The following is a 14,877-nucleotide window of genomic DNA, read 5'->3' on the forward strand; positions in this document are numbered from 1 at the left end:
TGACGCACTGCATGTATGAGAAATAAAATGTTAGCGTCTGATAACATGAAATCTGCAATGCAATGCAATCATCATTCATCAAATCTTGTCATAGACACGACCTGCATGCGCGCATTTCTCTGAAATGTCACTCAGAACCCAAAACCTTTAAATTCAGAATGCCAGCCTGAAACTCACGATGACTGTTATCAAGAAGAGCGTGGAGATCAATGCTCCAATAAATGAGACCTTCACATATTTTGCAAGGCCGGAGCACATGGCAGACCAGTTCCCGGAGAACGTGGGTCTCAACGTGGTACCAGTTGATGTCAAGGCTGGCATGGGCGTTGGTACGACATTTAGGATCAGCGGTGATTTTGACGGCAAGAGGCTCGAATGGGATTGCGAAACCGTAGAGTACGACTTTCTCCACAGAATAAAAGCCAAGATGATCGAAGGCCCGTTCAAGAGATGGGAGATAACAGCCACTTTTGACGCGCTGGGCGAGAAAAAGAGCAGGGTCACACTCGATGTCGACTATGATATGCCTATGGGACCTCTCGGCGGGTTCATCGACAGAGTAAAGCTCAAGGGCATTGCAGAGCGCGGCATGGAGACAGGCCTTTACAGGGTAAAGGCTCTTCTCGAAGGCACCGGCTCCATCCCTGTATACATCACCCTTGACGCCTACAGGCACGTCCTGAAGGAAAAACAGGAAATGGGCTGCTCTGTCTCTGAGGCAATAATCAAGATAATCAAGGACAGGCAGGAAGCTCTGGCCAAAACGGCCTAACCCTTTCCCTTTTTCCTCTTACGTTTAAATAACGCATTTTACACGAAAAGTTTTGCGGGTTCGTAGCTCAGCCAGGTAGAGCGTTTGGCTCTTAACCAATCAGTTCATCTGGGTTAAAATGTCGTGGGTCCGAATCCCACCGAACCCGCTTTATTGTTATTACATTTACATACACCTGATTAAGTTCTTGTAAGACCATCATCCGCTGTTGAAAATCTACCAGTGCCAAAAGTGCAACAGGGTTTTCCGCCACGAGGCAGACAGGGAAGAGCACTGTGCGAACAACAGCTCTCACCAAAGCTACCGCGAGTATGAGCTAGAGGCATTCCTGACAAGGTTTCTGGTAGCGTAGCGAATCCCACCGAACCCCTTTTTCAAATTTAAGCCTGTGCATCGACAGATTCCATGTCAAGTATGGAAAGGCTGTCGCAGATATCAACAAGTGCGTGGTTGGCTGATTGTTCCAGCATCTTTGCTCGGTGAAGCCCCCGCTCCGCCCCCATCTCTCTCATGCTAGCTAATTAGCTCAAGCTAATAACCTTTTAGTTGTCTGCAAGCCGGACTTGACGGAACCATCCGGATTGACTCTTTATATCCCCGGCGCGCTGCTCTTGGCTGGATGGCAGTCATCACCATCAACCTGCCGCTTGCAAAAAAGCTGATGCCGCCAAGGAAAGCCACGGCAAAGAAGGGCGACAGCGGCACCGTGCTCGTAGCAGGCGGGAGCCACTTTTACCACGGCGCGCCCGTTTTCACCAGCATGGCAGCATTGCGTTCCGGCACGGATCTTGTTTACACAGCGGTGCCGCGCTCGATAAAGACGGAGGTGCGATCGTTCTCGCCGGCGCTAATAGTCCTGCCACTGCCGGACGACAAGCTGACGGTAGGCTCGGCAAACAGGCTTGTTGCCATGATGCCAAAAAAGCCAGACTCGGCCGCAATAGGCATGGGAATGAGCATCGCAAAGCCTGAGGCGCTAACTGCGCTTGTCAGGAACCTCAAAGAGATGGGAGCAAGACTGTTGCTTGACGCGTCGGCCCTCGTGCCCGACGTCTTGCCAGAGATAAAGGACACCAACACCATCGTAACGCCGCACGCCGGCGAGTACAAACGGCTGTTTGGCGAGGACGCGGGCAGGACAGAAAAGGAGCGCATAGTCAACGTGCAGAGGAATGCAAAAAAATACGGAATCACTATTTTGTTAAAGGGGCCTACTGACGTTGTGTCAGACGGCAAGCGCGTCGGCATAAACAGGACGCACAACTGCGCCATGACAGTCGGCGGCACCGGCGACGTGCTTTCCGGAGTCGCGGCAGGGCTTCTGTGCAAGATGGAGCCTTTTGAAGCGTCGCTCCTTGCCGTGTATTTCAACGGCCTTGCAGGCAACCTGTCCTTCAACCGCGTCGGCCTGCACATGACCTCTACCGACCTCCTCGAGGACCTGCCTCAAGCGATGAAGCGCTTTGACGAGATCGTGAAATGATATCCGAATTCGTTAGAGATGTCACTCTAATTGGCTGATCATCGGATATTTTGTACAACACTTGATATCGAAATGCTTTACTGGTTGCATCAATCACATGGCGTTGTGAAGGAGAAAGATGTCAAAACCAAGCTCGCTAAGGAACTGAAGAGGAAGTTTCAACATGTTTACAAGGATATTCAGGTCGATGTAAACATAAAGCACTTATCTAAAAAGCTAGAACAAATACTAGATCCGCTTCCTGCCCCAAAACTTCAACCTGACATAGACTTGTTGTTCACTCATGTCAATAACATGGTTACAGTCACAGAGGTGAAGTATTTTAGGCCGAAGCGTCGATCGCTGAATCTATCCTATTACGAGGGTCTTTCGCAAGCACTTGCCCTACTACAATACGGATTTGACGCTGTTTCACTAATGTATATTTTCGATTATAAGATTTTTCTTTCACGCACAAAGCATGAGAAGGAGCAGATACTTCAACAATACGGTGGTCATGCTTGGAGATTTATCAGAAAGATGGTCGATAGGAAAAGAAGAGCTTTCGGGCGCTTGGGCGTAGGACTGGATTTCACTTGCGTTATTTACGACCCAAGATTCAAAAAACCTAGAGGCAGCGAATTTCAAGTCGTACCTATGAATTGGAGAAGGCAAACGCTCAAAATACAAAACCTCAAGCCGGGCTATCTCTGCCCTCTAAAAGACTGGAAATATCGCAATCCTTTTGTAATAAACAATGATCGTACGGCAAAGAAAATCAGGGACTTGATTCTTGCCGATCTTTCCAAAAACAAAAAGAATCATAAGATGAAGAACAAACATCGACGTAGTAAACAAAACAGGTCGTAGGAAGCTGAAACGATCGCATTTGTAATAACGTTTGAGAACGCTCGAATAAATAACCCCGCCATGCTTTGAGAAAGCATGAGCGAACCGGCGCAATACATCACGTTTGACGAGTTCATGAAGGTAAAGCTGCAGATTGGCAAGGTGACAAGCGCCGAACCCATCCCCAAGATGAAAAAGGTGTTCAAGGCGGTGGTTGACATCGGCACTGAAAAGCGCGAAGTCGCAGTAGGCGCGGCGCTCTGGATAAAGCCGGAGGATTTTGTGGGCAAGACCGTGGTGATATGCACTAACTTGCAGCCGCGCAAGATAGGCGACATAGAATCAAACGGGATGCTGCTTGCGGCAGACGGGCCGGAGGGAAAGCCGGTCTTTTTGACGATAGCAGAAGACGCGCCGCTTGGCGCGCCGATACACTAGCCTATTCCGGGCCCGTACTTGGGCTCTTTCTTTTTCTGGGCCTCTTCAAGTATCGACTCGTACTGCCTGTCAAGCGTCTTTGTGTCAAGCGGTATGCTCTCGAGCTTTGAGAACGCGGCCAGGATGCTCTTTGCTGCAAGCGGCTGGGGGACGGTAGTTTCAGAAATCTCGCCAAACAGCCCGATGGCGTCTATCCCGCGCTCTGCGGCCATGCCAAGTATCACGCCGTTGAACCAGGTGATGTTCGATATCTCCTAGCCCACGAGATCTATGCCTGCCTTTGCAAGCACCTTCTTCAATTCCGGCCTGTTCACCACGCCGCACACCCGCGGAGCGCCCGTCAGCTGGTCGCGCAGGTACCCGCCTGCGCCGTACAGCCTTGCCACCTTTCCGGCATTCTGCGCAAAGTCAAGCAGCGCGCCACACAGCGCGTACAGCTCGCCCGGGTCCTGCGGCTGCGACTCGCCGGTGAATATCATGAGCTTGCGCTCGTCGTCGTAATGGATCCTGTAAGTGTCGCTTGCGCTTTTCACGACGCCGTCGGCATACGACACCCAGGGCTTGTCGCTTGAGACAATCTCGGCCACCTGCTCGCATTTCAGGTTCTGGGCAAGAAACGACGAGACGAGGCCGCCCACCCTGCCCATGTCAGGCAACGACGCAAAGAGCGAGAAGCCGTCGCTTTTGACCTGCTTTGTGACGCTCAGCTTCATTTTGCCATCCCGTTTATTTTTGCTAAAAAGGCGCATATCGCAGTATAGTCCTGGTCTGAAAACCCGCTGTTGCTTGCCGCCCGGAACATCTGCTGGACAGTCGACGTCGCCGGGATTGCGACGCCGGTTGCCTGCGCAGTCGCGGTGGCAAGCTCCAGGTCCTTGAGCATGTTCTTCAGGTGAAACGACGGCGCAAATTCGCCTTCGACCATCTTGGGGCCCTTTTTCTCCGACAGGCCCGTTTTGAAATACGTGGAGTTTAATATCTTGACAAAAACTGCGGGGTCGATGCCGCTGCCTCTTGCAAGCGTTATGCCTTCAGAGACCGCAGTTGCGATGAGCGCGATGTTGAGGTTTAATGCAAGTTTTACAGCGTTTGCAGAGCCGGCCTTCTCGCCTATGTAAAACACGTTCTTGCCAAGCGACTCTATCACGGCCCTTGCCTTCTCAAACGCGCCCTTGCCGCCGGCAACCATCGGCGTCAGCTCGCCTGCTTCCGCGGCTGAAGGCCCGCCCATCACAGGCATCCCGAGCATTTCTATGCCGCGCTTTTTCAGCTCCTGCGCCAGATATTCTGACTGCGCAGGCGCAATCGTGCTTGCGTCGGCGACTATTGGCCGGTTCTTCGATTCTGCAACTCCATCCGGCCCCAGCAGCACTTGCTTGGCTGCTTCAAAGTCTGTGACGACTGTTATCACGACATCGCACCAGCCGGCAAGCTCCTTGGGGCTTGCCGCAATGCGTGCAATCGTGGAAAAGGGCTCCGCCCTTTGCCTGCTCCTGTTGTAGACTGCAAGCTCGTGGCCGGCGCTTGCAAGCCTCCTTGCCATCCCCGAGCCCATCAGCCCGAGGCCAACGACGCCGACCTTCATGCACCTGATGCCTCCTTGCGCCAATAAAAAACTATACTCGGATCTTCAAGCGTGCCAGAATAAAGGTTAAATCGTGGAGATCATCTCTATAAGATAGTAACATATAATGATACTTACCAGAATGCGATGCAATTTTATGATATTACCATATTTGGATATAGGGAAAAGAGGCGGGCATGACTAGGCTGGACATCCCCAAGCTGCTGCGTGAAAGGGGCTATGAGCCGCTCAGGCTGCAGGACAGGATAGTGTCCTCTGCCGCCCGCAGGGCCCTTGCGGTCCTGGGCGAGCAGTCAGTGGCCGCGCTACTCTACCACATGTCGACCATGACAGGCAAAAATGAAAAAGAGCTCCTGTCAAACTACGTCGAATTTGAAAAGGCGCTCTGGTCCTCTCTGGGTTATGGCGCGGACATACTGCTCAAGAGGTTCAGCGACGAGCTTGACAGGATTGTGCACAGGTCCGGCGTCGGGCTTGGCGAGGTGCTCGACGAGATAAGGCAGAACGAGCCGGCTGTTTTTGCGCGAAGCATCGCGCAGGGCGAAAACGCGGCCCTGCTTTACACCAGCACAGCCTTTAGGGACAACACAGTGTCTGCGTTCTTTGAGCCCCTTGAAGGCAGGGTTGCCATGGCCGCGCTGGTCGAAAGGCCTACCAAGCTGCCGCCGGCAGTCGCAAGGACCACGTACAGAGACCTCCAGTCAGGGCGCGGCAGGGCAGGCATCGGTAGCAGGGTGGCAGAGTGGACGTCGAACCTGCGCCCGGAAGGATCGGCTCTCAGGCTCGCCAAGGACAACACGTGGCTCGTGGAAAACGGCATGTCAGAGCCCTCTCACGACTCTATCGGCCTCAGAAAGGCAGCGCTCCTGTGCGCCTACGACCTCACAAGGATCGACAGCGCAAGCGCGGCAAAGGCTATCGAGCTTCACGACTTTGTGGTAGCAGAAGGGTTGCAGGGCATATACGCAAGGGGGTGACCCCCTCCCCCACCAGTGCTCCCCTGCTTAATAGCACTGCACACACATGTTGCAACATGCCAGGACTATGGTACAACGCGCACGCTCCGGAATACGAGCAGAAGGCAAGCAGGTCCATAATCCACCCTTTCAACGTCAGGGGCTACAGCGGCCTGACGATAAACCCGTACCAGGGGTGCCAGCACAGGTGCGCCTACTGCTACGCGACGTACGAGTGGTCGCCCGAGTTTTACGACAGGATCTACGCCAAGAGCAACGCGCCAGAGATCCTAGAGCGCGAGCTTGCCTCGTGGAAAGGAACTAAAGTCGATCCTGTCATGGTCTCGTCTGCTACTGACGCCTACCAGCCTGCGGAGCTGCGCTACGGCCTCACAAGAAAGTGCGTGCAGGTGCTGCAAAAGTACAAGGTTCCGTACTATGTCTTTACAAAGTCGGCCATAATAGAGCGCGACTTGGAACTGCACACAAAATACCGCGACAACTGCTTTATCGTCTGGTCCGTCACGACCTGCAACGAGCAGATAAGGAGGATTGTCGAGCCCGGGACGCCGCCAGCAGCAAGGATATTTGAAGCAATTGAAAAGTTTACCCTGGCTGGCGTCCCCTGCGGCGTGAACGTGGATCCGATAATGCCCCTTGTGACTGACAGCGAGAGGGAGATTGGAGCTGTTGTTGAGGCGTGCAGGCGCGCAGGCGTAAAGCACATCTTTGGCGCGATGCTCAGACTCAGGACTGACATCTGGGACAGGATGAAGGCGGCCCTTGCGCTGCTTGGCGTTGAAGACGGAATCGAGCGGTACAAAAAACTCTACGGGTTTGAAGAGCCGCTTGCCGCAAGCTACGTCGCATGCGACAAAGACTACAGCAAACAAATTACAGGCATGCTCGAAGAGATGGTGCGCGCAGGCGGGATGAAAAGCGACTTTCCCGACCACCTCGGCACAAGGGAGATAGACAGGTCGTGCACAGGGCAGAAAACGATTCTAAGCTACGTCGCAACATAGGCTAGCCGGCGGCACCGCGCAGGGTTTGCATGCGTCTACTTGCGTGGCTTTTCATAGTCCTGCACAAGGAACACGGCCTCGCACTCGCAGTGGCCGTCTATCCTTACCTGCCTCCCGCACCTCGGGCAGATGCTCAGAGGCGCCGGAGCTTCGGTCTCCATCTCAAACGCGACGGACATTGTCTACAATATCGTAGGGCCAAATTATTAAGATTTTGGCACTAATTTGAAATAATCCACTGTATTTGCAGTATCCGTACCCGAACATCATAGATCTATGCGAAATAATGTCTTTATAGATAATTTTTGTCGATGGAATCGAGGCTGGAAGGTTAATACTTGTGCCGGCATGCAGACACTTTGTGAGCCACAGAAACCCGGTGCCCACTGTGGACGTGATTTTGCAAAAGGGCTCAAAGGTCCTGATGATACGCCGGAAGAAGGAGCCATTTGCCGGCCGGCTTGCGCTTCCCGGAGGCTTTGTGAACGAGGGCGAGACCGTCGAGGACGCGGCAAGGCGCGAGGCTTTGGAAGAGACGTCGCTTGAGATAGAGCCGATAGAGATACTCGGCGTCTATTCAGACCCTGCACGGGACCCGAGGCGCCACGTGCTCACTGTCGCGTTTGTTTCGATAATAACCGGCGGGGTCGAACAGGCAAGCGACGACGCGGCAGGCCTGCAATGGGTGGAACTTGCAGACGTGGAAAAAATGAAGGACAGGATAGCGTTTGACCACGCCAAGATACTTGCGGATTATCGCAAGTGGAAAACTGAAAACGGCACGTTCTGGTCAACAAAGGGCCAAAATGGTTAAAGCCCTTTGAAGGCTAGCAAGCCTGGTTGCGCTCTGAAAAAGACATCAGGCTCCGCATAGACCTGCTTGAAGGCCAGTCAAACGCGATAGCAAAAATGCTCGCAAAGGCGATGCAGGAGCACAACGAGGAAGCGGTGAAGCAGTATTCAGATAAGCTGGCACAGGGCAAGGGAAGGGTCGAAGAGTTGCTCTGGGTGCTCGGCGTAAAGACCGGCCAGGGAGTCTTGGAAAGCAGGGTGGCTGTCAAGGGCAGGGACATGACCGTCGGCGACGTGCTTGAAAAGCTGAAAAGCGGCGAGCTAAAGATGGACGACCTTGCGCTTGATGTGCAGGCGCTGGTGCGAAAAGGCGCGCTTGAAATGAAAAACGCGCTAAGGCATACCACGTAGGGCAGGGCGGCTGAATGTCCCAGACAGCCCGGCGTCGCTCTTTTTCCTTATCTGCGGATAGTATTCGACGTTGAGCGCCGGCGCTTCCAGGTCTTTAAAGTTGAACACTTCTGCAAACACAACAAACAGGCCGATGTAGGCTGCAACAAGCTGGCGGAGCATGAGTCATGTACAGACTTCAATCGATTTAAGGCTGGCGCCGCACGGTTAGCTTGTACAAATTATAGAAAATTAGGCTGTACAAATTCACAAAACACCCGCCGCGGGGTGGAAAATATATATAAAATAACACCGTTATACAGGCTGCAGATGACCACAGAAGACCTGAACATGGATTATAGCAAGTATGACTTTAAGGATTCAACCGAGCTTTACGTTTACCTGAGCAAGAAGGGGCTCTCCCGTGGCACCGTCGAGGAGATAAGCAAGATGAAGGGCGAGCCTGACTGGATGCGAGATTTCAGGCTCAGGTCGTATGACGTCTTCATGAGCAAGCCGATGCCGGAATGGGGTGGCGACTTGAAGAAGATCGATTTCCAGAACATCTACTACTATGCCAAGGCTTCAGAGAAGCAGGGCAAGAGCTGGGACGAAGTGCCCGAGTCTGTCAGGAACACTTTTGAAAAACTGGGCATCCCGGAGGCGGAGCGCAAGTTCCTCGCCGGCGTGGGCGCGCAGTACGAGTCTGAAGTCGTCTACCACAACCTGAGAGAGGACCTGCAGAAGCAGGGCGTGATTTTCGTCGACACAGACACCGCAGTAAAGGAGTACCCGGAGATAGTAAAGAAGCACTTTGGCAAGGTCATCCCTCCGGAGGACAACAAGTTTGCCGCGCTCAACAGCGCCGTCTGGTCCGGCGGCTCGTTCATCTACGTCCCGCCAAACGTCAAGGTAGACCTGCCGCTGCAGGCGTACTTCAGGATAAACGCGGAGAACATCGGCCAGTTTGAGCGCACGCTTATCATTGCAGACGAGGGCGCAGAGGTCCACTACATTGAAGGCTGCACCGCGCCTGTCTATTCCACTGAATCATTGCACTCTGCAGTCGTTGAACTGATCGCGAAAAAGGGCGCCAAGATACGCTACACCACAATCCAGAACTGGAGCAAGGACGTCTACAACCTCGTGACAAAGAGGGCGTATGCCTACGAGGGCGCCAAGGTCGAGTGGATTGACGGCAACATCGGAAGCAAATTGACGATGAAGTACCCGGGCGTCTACATGCTCGGCAAGAACGCTCACGCAGAAGTTGTTTCAATCGCGTTTGCAGGCAAGGACCAGCACCAGGACGCAGGCGCAAAGGCAGTCCACCTTGCACCAAACACCACTTCAAGGATAACAAGCAAGTCAGTCAGCAAGGACTCTGGCAGGACCACCTACCGCGGCCTGCTGCATGTAGCCAAGGGCGCGACTGGAGTCAAGTCAAACGTCAGGTGCGACGCGCTGCTTCTTGACGAAAAATCAAGGACCGATACATACCCATACATTGAGGTGAACGAGGACGACGCGACCATCACCCACGAGGCGACGGTGGGCAAGATAGGCGAGGATCAGATATTCTACCTGATGTCGAGGGGATACTCTGAATCTGACGCGCTGTCGATGATAGTAGGCGGCTTCATCGAGCCGTTCACAAAGGAGCTCCCGATGGAGTACGCCGTCGAGCTGAACAGGCTGGTAAAGCTCGAGATGGAAGGCTCCGTCGGTTAATCCCGCGCTTTTCTGGTGAAACGGGACATGACCACACTATCAGGCGTCAACCAAAGCCATGTAGATGCAGTGTCAAAGGGCGAGCCGGCGTGGCTCCTTCAGGCCAGAAAGGATGCACTGGCAAAGTACCTAGAGCTCCCGGCAGAAGTCTCGCCGCTTTATTCAAAGTACTCTGACGCAAACAGGATAAAACCAGAGAGCGTCCACCTTGCGACGGCCCCGGCAAAACACACGATAGCAGGCGACCTCGCAAAGAGACTCGAAGAGCTTGAAAAAGAGACAGGCATACTGCAGGTCGGCTCAGAGGCCGGCCGCGTGTTTGTAAAAGACGACGTGGCAAAAAAGGGCGTCATAGTCGCCGACATCAGGCAGGCACTTTCAAAGTACGCTGACCTTGTCAAGGCGCATGTTGATGAAAACCCGCTTGACTTTGGCGAGGACAGGTACCTTGCGCTTGAGACGGCGGCCTTCCAGTCGGGCGTCTTTGTGTACGTCCCAAGGAACGTGGTGCTCGATGATCCGATAAGGCTGATAACCTCGCTTGCAGACGACGGCACGTCGCTTGTGTCAAGGAACATCCTCGTCGCAGAGGAAGGCACAAAAGCGACTGTGGTGCAAGAGCTGTACGCACCAGGCGCCGGCAGCGGGACGCAGCAAGGGTACTTTGAGCTCATCGAAACCTCTGTCAAGCCCAACGCACACCTTGAAGCAGTCACCCTGCAGGCGATGGGCGCAGACACGGTGTGCGTCTCCAACAGGAAGGCGTTTGTAGAGCGGGACGGCAAGATGTCGTGGTACTCGGGGTTGTTTGGGAGCCTGCTTTCGCGCTACAGGACCGACAGCGTCATGAAGGGCGCCGGCTCGTCGGCAGAAGACATCGAGATAGTGTTTGGCGCAGGCAACCAGTCATTTGACGTCACGTCAAACCTCATACACAACGGCCAGCACTCCAGGGGCAGGGTGCAGGTAAAGTCGGTGCTCAAGGACACCTCAAAGTCGCTGTTCAAGGGCATGATAAAGATAGGCAAGGACGGCAAGGGCACAGAGTCGTATCTGTCGGGCCACGCGATACTGCTTGACAAGGGTGCCAAGTCCGATTCCATACCGGGCCTTGAGATCCTGACAAACGAGGTCAGGGCGACGCACTCGGCCTCTGTCGCGCAGATGGACGAGGGCCAGATATTCTATCTTATGACACGCGGGCTTTCAAGAGAAGGCGCCAAGCGCGAGATAGTGTCCGGGTTCCTCGAGCCACTTTCAAGGAAGATGGGGCCGACCATCAGGGCGTGGGTCAACTATTTGATTGAAAACAAGTGGCAGGGCAACGCGCTGATGCTCAGGACCGACGAGGCAATGGAGCAGATACTTGAAGTGGAAAAGTCCCGCTACCGCGAGACGCAGGACATCTTTGAGAAGCACTACAAGTACCGGTGATCTATTGGAGCGCTGGGTAAGGGTCTGCGACGACAAGTCGCTTGGAAACGGCGAGATGGCAGAGTTTAACCACGGGGAAAAGAAGATCCTGGTTGCAAAAGCAAAAGGCAGGGTGTATGCCACCGACAGGATATGCACGCATGCCTACGCAGACCTTTCTACTGGTTTTATGAACGAGGACCAGTGCACAGTCACATGCCCTCTGCATCTCTCTGTTTTCAAACTCGAGAACGGCGTGCCGCAGAACCCTCCGGCAGAAGCCCCGCTTAAAACTTACAAGGTTAAAATACAGGACGCGGGAATTTACATCGATATCGGTTAAGCCTATGTTGCAAAAAGGCGTTTTTGACGTTGAGAAGATAAGGCAGGATTTCCCCATACTCCAGCGCAAGGTGATGGGAGGCAAGCCGCTTGTGTACCTTGACAACGCGGCGACCACGCAAAAGCCACTTTCAGTCATAAACGCCATTTCTGACTATTACACAAACTACAATTCAAACATCCACCGCGCGGTCCACCAGATGGCAGAGGAAGCCACGATAGCGTACGAGGAGACGCGCAAGAAAATAGCAAAGTTCATCAACGCCAAGTCGACTGACGAGATAATATTCACGCGCAACACGACTGAAGCCATAAACCTGGTCGCGTATTCGTGGGGCAGGGCAAACGTGAAAAAGGACGACAGGGTCGTCATAACTGAAATCGAGCACCACTCCAACATCGTGCCCTGGCAGATACTGACGCAGGAAAAGGGCGCCAAACTGGAATACGTCGGGGTGGGCGACGACGGCTACCTGAAGATGCACGAGTACAGGAACTACCTTGATTCTAACAAGGTGAAATTGGTTTCAGTGTCGCAGATGTCAAACGTGCTTGGCACGATAACCCCGGTAAACGAGATAATCAGGTCGTCGCACGAAAAGGGCATACCGGTCCTTATCGACGGCGCGCAGTCTGTCCCGCACATGCCAGTCGATGTTCAGAAGCTGGACTGCGACTTTATGGCGTTTTCTGCCCACAAGATGCTCGGCCCGACCGGCGTGGGCGTGCTTTACGTAAAGCGCGACATTCTTGAAAAGATGCCGCCGTTCATGGGCGGTGGCGACATGATAAAGGAGGTCCACAAATATGAAACAAGATACAACGACCTGCCGTACAAGTTTGAGGGAGGCACTCCCAACATTGCAGACGTAATAGGCTTTTCTGCGGCGATCGATTATCTCGACAACCTCGGCATGGACAGGGTGCGCGAGCACGAGATAGACATAACAAAGTACGCGCTTGACAGGATTTCCGGCGTCAAGGGCGTGACGGTCTACGGCCCGGCAAACGCAAAGGACAGGGGCGGCGTCGTTTCGTTTAACATAGGCGACATACACCCGCACGACCTTGCGACCATAATGAACGATCATGGCATCGCAATCAGGTCGGGCCACCACTGCGCGCAGGTGCTGATGGAGAGGCTCGACGTCGCTGCAACTTCGAGGGCAAGCTTTTATATCTACAACACAAAACAAGAGGTCGACAAGTTCATTGAAGCGCTCGACGAGGCAAGGAGGCTGTTCAAGATTTGAGTGACGACATTTACCGCGAGATAATACTCGATCATTACAGGAACCCGCGCAACAAGGGCAAGATGGCCGAGGCGGATGTCAGCATCCACGACTCCAACCCGCTCTGCGGCGACGAGATAGACATCCACCTAAAGGTAGATGGTGACAAGATAAAGGACATCAAGTTTGAAGGGCGCGGCTGCGCAATCAGCCAGGCAAGCGCGTCCATGCTGACTGAAATGGTGATGAACAAGCCGCTCACGTCGGTCAAGGACCTGACAAAGGACGACATACTTGAAAACATCGGCCTCATGAACCTCGGCCCGGCTAGGATCAAGTGCGCGCTCTTGTCGCTCAAGGTTCTGAAACTTGGCATGGTCAAATACTACGCCGATCGCGACCCTGATTCGGCAAAGAAGCTCCAGGAAGACAGCCGGACGCTTTAGGCATGTCGTCGCCAAAGGTGAGCAGGCAGGACATTCGCAGGATAATCTCTGACAACTTCAACGCGACTGACATCAGGTTCTCAAACGACGAGATACTGGAGCACCTCAACGAGACCGAGCGCTACAAGGGAATGAACCTGGACGTGCTCGACTTTGAAGACGTGCTCTTGGAGATGGAGCAGACGGGGTTTTTGCGCCCCATTGCGCAGAATTTCAACACGCGCTACTACAAGATAATGACGGACCTTGAAGAAAAGACCTGCAAGGATTGTAACATCAAGTCGTGGTTTGCAGAGGCCGAGGAGCCGAAAAAGTGCCCTGCTTGCGGCTCTTCAAACCTGTCCTAGAGGCCCACGCTTTCTATCAGGGTTATCAACTCGTCGTACTGCTGGACGAACTTTCTTCCTTTTTCAGTTATGGTGAGCAGGCCGTCTTGTGTGCGCTGTATCATACCCTTGCCTTCCATCTCCTCAAAGTGGTTGACCATCTTGTCGTACGAGAGCCTCGAGTAGTGCTGTATGCGGGTCGGCCGCGCGTCGCCGTTTCTGAACGTGTCCTCCTCTATTGCGCACAGTATGTCGTAATACAATTGCAGGCGGTGGCGCTTCTCATGCCTCAATTTCCAGGTCCCTCCTCCTTGCCTGCGCCATCCTGATTGCGTGGCGCATCGCGTATACGAGCAGAGCAAGCCCTGCGACCCTGACTACAAGCGAGCCGGCAAACGCGACGCTGCTGTTGTCAAAGTAGGTGAGCACAAGCGAGTACTGCTCAAGCGACAAAAGTGCAAACGCTGCAGGCGCGTACAGTAATTTCGCATTAGCAGACTTGACAAGCGAGATTATCGCGCTCTTGAATATGTAGCCAAGCACCGCAATGTTGAACACCGTCATGACAAAGCTCAGGTCTGCAAGCCGGGGGTAGTTAAAGTAGGGCGACGAGACAAAGGCCGACGACGGGATTATGAACGAGACTGCCACCATGAGCATCGGGAGCACCGCAACCAGCATGTGCCGGGGCCTGTAGCGCGTAACTGCAGCATCTTCCCTGGCAATGCTGTTCTTGAAGTGGTACGACAGCGCTATCAGCGTGATGCCTTCTGCCTGCAGAATTATCTGCATCCAGAAAAACGCGGGGTGCAATAGCGCATCGCCTGCGTACGCCCAGCCGGCGAACTGGAAAAAGTACGACAGCCCAAGGAACGCAAACCCTGTGGGAAACCCGAGCAGGTATCCAAAGCCTGAAAAAGAGTAGGACTTGAAGAAATACCTGGCAATAAGAAACGACGCCGACACGGACACTGCCATGACGACGAGCGCGACTGCAGGGGCCACACTCGGGTCCATGAGAACGAACGGGTTGAGGATGTTCGGGTTCTGCAGCTCCGGCATCTCTGCTACAGGGTATATTGGCAAAACTGTCCAAATAACGTTGCTCCCCTTAAGGG

Annotated in this window: 19 protein-coding genes, 1 tRNA gene and 1 pseudogene; 15 read left to right on the forward strand and 6 right to left on the reverse strand. The window is 53.7% G+C overall.

Going from position 1 to position 14,877, the window contains the following annotated elements; all coding sequences use genetic code 11:
• The first annotated feature begins 178 nt into the window (after window positions 1-178).
• The 5 genes from HXY31_RS09875 to HXY31_RS09895 all read left to right on the forward strand — a co-directional run bounded on the left by HXY31_RS09875 (window position 179) and on the right by HXY31_RS09895 (window position 3,521).
• Window positions 179-772 (forward strand): SRPBCC family protein, encoded by a 594-nt coding sequence (locus HXY31_RS09875; protein ID WP_292642553.1) that lies wholly within the window; start codon window positions 179-181, stop codon window positions 770-772.
• Between the two features lie 56 nt (window positions 773-828).
• Window positions 829-920 (forward strand) — tRNA-Lys (locus tag HXY31_RS09880).
• A gap of 471 nt (window positions 921-1,391) precedes the next feature.
• Entirely contained in the window at window positions 1,392-2,255 is an 864-nt protein-coding gene (locus HXY31_RS09885) for an NAD(P)H-hydrate dehydratase (protein ID WP_292642555.1), read from the forward strand.
• Window positions 2,256-2,360: 105 nt separating this feature from the next.
• Window positions 2,361-3,104, forward strand: coding sequence for a hypothetical protein (locus tag HXY31_RS09890; protein ID WP_292642557.1), 744 nt, complete (start codon window positions 2,361-2,363; stop codon window positions 3,102-3,104).
• A 75-nt stretch (window positions 3,105-3,179) separates the two neighbouring features.
• Entirely contained in the window at window positions 3,180-3,521 is a 342-nt protein-coding gene (locus HXY31_RS09895; RefSeq protein ID WP_292642559.1) for a methionine--tRNA ligase, read from the forward strand.
• On the opposite strand, the pseudogene HXY31_RS09900 reads toward HXY31_RS09895, so the two are convergent.
• Window positions 3,518-4,270, reverse strand: a pseudogene (locus HXY31_RS09900) (PAC2 family protein). The gene HXY31_RS09895 and the pseudogene HXY31_RS09900 sit on opposite strands and share 4 nt — an antisense overlap.
• Window positions 4,231-5,106 carry an NAD(P)-dependent oxidoreductase gene (locus HXY31_RS09905; protein WP_292642561.1) on the reverse strand — a complete coding sequence of 292 codons (876 nt, stop codon included), beginning with the start codon at window positions 5,104-5,106 and terminating at the stop codon, window positions 4,231-4,233. Before HXY31_RS09905 ends, HXY31_RS09900 begins: the two are co-directional and overlap by 40 nt.
• 176 nt (window positions 5,107-5,282) lie before the next feature.
• On the opposite strand from HXY31_RS09905, the gene HXY31_RS09910 reads away from it, so the two are divergent.
• Window positions 5,283-6,083, forward strand: coding sequence for a hypothetical protein (locus HXY31_RS09910; RefSeq protein WP_292642563.1), 801 nt, complete (start codon window positions 5,283-5,285; stop codon window positions 6,081-6,083).
• Window positions 6,084-6,139: 56 nt separating this feature from the next.
• On the forward strand, window positions 6,140-7,087 hold the full coding sequence (locus HXY31_RS09915; protein WP_292642564.1) for a radical SAM protein: 948 nt from the start codon (window positions 6,140-6,142) through the stop codon (window positions 7,085-7,087).
• A 35-nt stretch (window positions 7,088-7,122) separates the two neighbouring features.
• On the opposite strand, the gene HXY31_RS09920 is transcribed toward HXY31_RS09915, so the two are convergent.
• Window positions 7,123-7,266, reverse strand: coding sequence for a hypothetical protein (locus HXY31_RS09920; RefSeq protein ID WP_292642566.1), 144 nt, complete (start codon window positions 7,264-7,266; stop codon window positions 7,123-7,125).
• Window positions 7,267-7,448: 182 nt separating this feature from the next.
• Here HXY31_RS09920 and HXY31_RS09925 point away from each other — a divergent pair, with 182 nt between their 5' ends.
• Window positions 7,449-7,901 (forward strand): NUDIX hydrolase, encoded by a 453-nt coding sequence (locus HXY31_RS09925; protein ID WP_292642568.1) that lies wholly within the window; start codon window positions 7,449-7,451, stop codon window positions 7,899-7,901.
• 26 nt (window positions 7,902-7,927) lie between these two features.
• On the forward strand, window positions 7,928-8,290 hold the full coding sequence (locus HXY31_RS09930) for a hypothetical protein (protein WP_292642569.1): 363 nt from the start codon (window positions 7,928-7,930) through the stop codon (window positions 8,288-8,290).
• On the opposite strand, the gene HXY31_RS09935 is transcribed toward HXY31_RS09930, so the two are convergent.
• Window positions 8,273-8,452 carry a hypothetical protein gene (locus HXY31_RS09935; protein ID WP_292642571.1) on the reverse strand — a complete coding sequence of 60 codons (180 nt, stop codon included), beginning with the start codon at window positions 8,450-8,452 and terminating at the stop codon, window positions 8,273-8,275. The genes HXY31_RS09930 and HXY31_RS09935 overlap by 18 nt on opposite strands.
• 147 nt (window positions 8,453-8,599) lie before the next feature.
• On the opposite strand from HXY31_RS09935, the gene sufB reads away from it, so the two are divergent.
• The 6 genes from sufB to HXY31_RS09965 are packed head-to-tail and all read left to right on the forward strand — an operon-like array spanning window position 8,600 to window position 13,780.
• Complete coding sequence (gene sufB, locus HXY31_RS09940) at window positions 8,600-10,000, forward strand: Fe-S cluster assembly protein SufB (protein WP_292642572.1); 1,401 nt, start codon at window positions 8,600-8,602, stop codon at window positions 9,998-10,000.
• Between the two features lie 27 nt (window positions 10,001-10,027).
• Window positions 10,028-11,434, forward strand: a complete 1,407-nt coding sequence (locus tag HXY31_RS09945) for a SufD family Fe-S cluster assembly protein (RefSeq protein WP_292642574.1) — start codon at window positions 10,028-10,030, stop codon at window positions 11,432-11,434.
• Window positions 11,435-11,438: 4 nt separating this feature from the next.
• On the forward strand, window positions 11,439-11,756 hold the full coding sequence (locus tag HXY31_RS09950) for a non-heme iron oxygenase ferredoxin subunit (RefSeq protein ID WP_292642576.1): 318 nt from the start codon (window positions 11,439-11,441) through the stop codon (window positions 11,754-11,756).
• Between the two features lie 4 nt (window positions 11,757-11,760).
• Window positions 11,761-13,008: a cysteine desulfurase gene (locus HXY31_RS09955; RefSeq protein WP_292642577.1), complete on the forward strand. Its 1,248-nt coding sequence runs from the start codon at window positions 11,761-11,763 to the stop codon at window positions 13,006-13,008.
• Window positions 13,005-13,433: a Fe-S cluster assembly sulfur transfer protein SufU gene (gene sufU / locus HXY31_RS09960; protein ID WP_292642579.1), complete on the forward strand. Its 429-nt coding sequence runs from the start codon at window positions 13,005-13,007 to the stop codon at window positions 13,431-13,433. The genes HXY31_RS09955 and sufU overlap by 4 nt, the downstream gene beginning before the upstream one ends.
• Before the next feature lie 2 nt (window positions 13,434-13,435).
• On the forward strand, window positions 13,436-13,780 hold the full coding sequence (locus tag HXY31_RS09965) for a hypothetical protein (RefSeq protein WP_292642581.1): 345 nt from the start codon (window positions 13,436-13,438) through the stop codon (window positions 13,778-13,780).
• Here the strand turns inward: HXY31_RS09965 and HXY31_RS09970 are convergent.
• Both HXY31_RS09970 and HXY31_RS09975 read right to left on the reverse strand, forming a co-directional pair.
• Window positions 13,777-14,052: a winged helix-turn-helix domain-containing protein gene (locus HXY31_RS09970; RefSeq protein ID WP_292642583.1), complete on the reverse strand. Its 276-nt coding sequence runs from the start codon at window positions 14,050-14,052 to the stop codon at window positions 13,777-13,779. The genes HXY31_RS09965 and HXY31_RS09970 overlap by 4 nt on opposite strands.
• Window positions 14,042-14,845 (reverse strand): hypothetical protein, encoded by an 804-nt coding sequence (locus HXY31_RS09975; protein ID WP_292642585.1) that lies wholly within the window; start codon window positions 14,843-14,845, stop codon window positions 14,042-14,044. Before HXY31_RS09975 ends, HXY31_RS09970 begins: the two co-directional genes overlap by 11 nt.
• Window positions 14,846-14,877: the final 32 nt, after the last annotated feature.

The sequence above is a fragment of the Nitrososphaera sp. genome, from assembly GCF_013388945.1.
Lineage (GTDB): Archaea > Thermoproteota > Nitrososphaeria > Nitrososphaerales > Nitrososphaeraceae > Nitrososphaera.

Excerpts from the sequence above, each read along its gene's own strand:
- HXY31_RS09875 (WP_292642553.1), top strand. The coding sequence starts at position 179 with ATGACTGTTATCAAGAAGAGCGTGGAGATCAATGCTCCAATAAATGAG.
- HXY31_RS09885 (WP_292642555.1), top strand. The coding sequence starts at position 1,392 with ATGGCAGTCATCACCATCAACCTGCCGCTTGCAAAAAAGCTGATGCCG.
- HXY31_RS09895 (WP_292642559.1), top strand. The coding sequence starts at position 3,180 with ATGAGCGAACCGGCGCAATACATCACGTTTGACGAGTTCATGAAGGTA.
- HXY31_RS09905 (WP_292642561.1), bottom strand. The coding sequence starts at position 5,106 with ATGAAGGTCGGCGTCGTTGGCCTCGGGCTGATGGGCTCGGGGATGGCA.
- HXY31_RS09910 (WP_292642563.1), top strand. The coding sequence starts at position 5,283 with ATGACTAGGCTGGACATCCCCAAGCTGCTGCGTGAAAGGGGCTATGAG.
- HXY31_RS09915 (WP_292642564.1), top strand. The coding sequence starts at position 6,140 with ATGCCAGGACTATGGTACAACGCGCACGCTCCGGAATACGAGCAGAAG.
- HXY31_RS09920 (WP_292642566.1), bottom strand. The coding sequence starts at position 7,266 with ATGTCCGTCGCGTTTGAGATGGAGACCGAAGCTCCGGCGCCTCTGAGC.
- HXY31_RS09935 (WP_292642571.1), bottom strand. The coding sequence starts at position 8,452 with ATGCTCCGCCAGCTTGTTGCAGCCTACATCGGCCTGTTTGTTGTGTTT.
- sufB (WP_292642572.1), top strand. The coding sequence starts at position 8,600 with ATGACCACAGAAGACCTGAACATGGATTATAGCAAGTATGACTTTAAG.
- HXY31_RS09945 (WP_292642574.1), top strand. The coding sequence starts at position 10,028 with ATGACCACACTATCAGGCGTCAACCAAAGCCATGTAGATGCAGTGTCA.
- HXY31_RS09955 (WP_292642577.1), top strand. The coding sequence starts at position 11,761 with ATGTTGCAAAAAGGCGTTTTTGACGTTGAGAAGATAAGGCAGGATTTC.
- HXY31_RS09965 (WP_292642581.1), top strand. The coding sequence starts at position 13,436 with ATGTCGTCGCCAAAGGTGAGCAGGCAGGACATTCGCAGGATAATCTCT.